The sequence below is a fragment of the Lysinibacillus sp. NPDC056185 genome (assembly GCF_047737915.1).
Taxonomy (GTDB): domain Bacteria; phylum Bacillota; class Bacilli; order Bacillales_A; family Planococcaceae; genus Lysinibacillus.
Map to the genome: position 1 here is coordinate 1 of NZ_JBLLLQ010000123.1, position 1,024 is coordinate 1,024.

Sequence of the window (1,024 nt, forward strand, 5' to 3'; positions counted from 1 at the left end):
GAGTAGGGCTGTGCGGCCTCCCTCTTGCGCGGCCTGCGCAGACCGGTGTCCGTCCAGTCGAACAGCGTGCCGTCCACCTCGTACTTCTGCTGCCCTGGCGCGGTCTCACTCAGCCGGATCTGGAGCAATCGGCGGCCTGCTGCCGGACCGGGCATCGAGGTCGCGCGTCCGATCAGCGCTGAGCGTACCTGCGGTGGAAGCCCCAGCTCGTGGACTGCCAACACGACATGGCTGTACAGCAGTGTGGCCGCCTCCTCGGGTAGGGCCGCGGCCAGCTCGGCAAGAAATCGCAGGACCAGAGGCCCCCGTGCACCGACCTCGCCACCGGCGCCGTTCTCCCGCACGTCATTGAGCCGCCGCACAATCACCGGCACGGTCTCGCCGCCTCTCAGGCCGGACGGCTCGTTCGGCAGCAGAGCCCGCTCCAGCGCATCGCTCGCTGCTGACAGCGGCACCGTGGCCTTCATCGTGTGGAGGTCGGAGATGACCGCCCGAAGCCGCGAACCGGGAAGGCGGCCCGCCGGGGCCAGTTCCTCGACCAACTCGTCCAGCGTGACCATGGCGGCTTCGTCGCCGCGTAGGAAGCGCAACGTGTCCGCGAGCGCCCGCAACGCCCGCTCGGGATCCCGGCTTCGGTCCATCGACTGCACCAGCGCCATGATTTGGCTGCGCGGATCTGCTAGAACGGCGACCGGGAATGGGCCGTTCCCCTCGCCCAGCCGCTTCCCCATCGCGAACCGGACCTGCAGGAGGAACTGCGGGTCGTGCAGATCGAAGAACGCACCCAGCCCCAGGCAGAGGCGGTCGACGTCCAGTGCGCTCCAGCCGGGCGATGCCGCCGCACCTCCGCCCTGCGTCACTCTGCATCTCCGATCAGCGCGCGCAGATCGGCCGTGGCCGCATCATCGGGACGTAATGCGGTGACCGTGTCACGAAACGCGACCAAGGCGGCCTGCGCGTCGCGATGCGAACGGCACCGTTCGACGATCTCCACCAGGTGATCACGCGGGTGTGCCCGGTAGGC

The 1,024-nt window shown here is 69.2% G+C and carries 2 protein-coding genes; both read right to left on the minus strand.

The annotated features are described in order from the left end of the window. The coding region (locus tag ACMZ42_RS27335) for an effector-associated domain 2-containing protein (protein WP_415733474.1) at positions 1 to 860 on the minus strand (860 nt) is incomplete at its 3' end. Further along, the coding region (locus ACMZ42_RS27340) for an effector-associated domain 2-containing protein (RefSeq protein ID WP_415733475.1) at positions 857 to 1,024 on the minus strand (168 nt) is incomplete at its 5' end. The genes ACMZ42_RS27335 and ACMZ42_RS27340, both read right to left, overlap by 4 nt.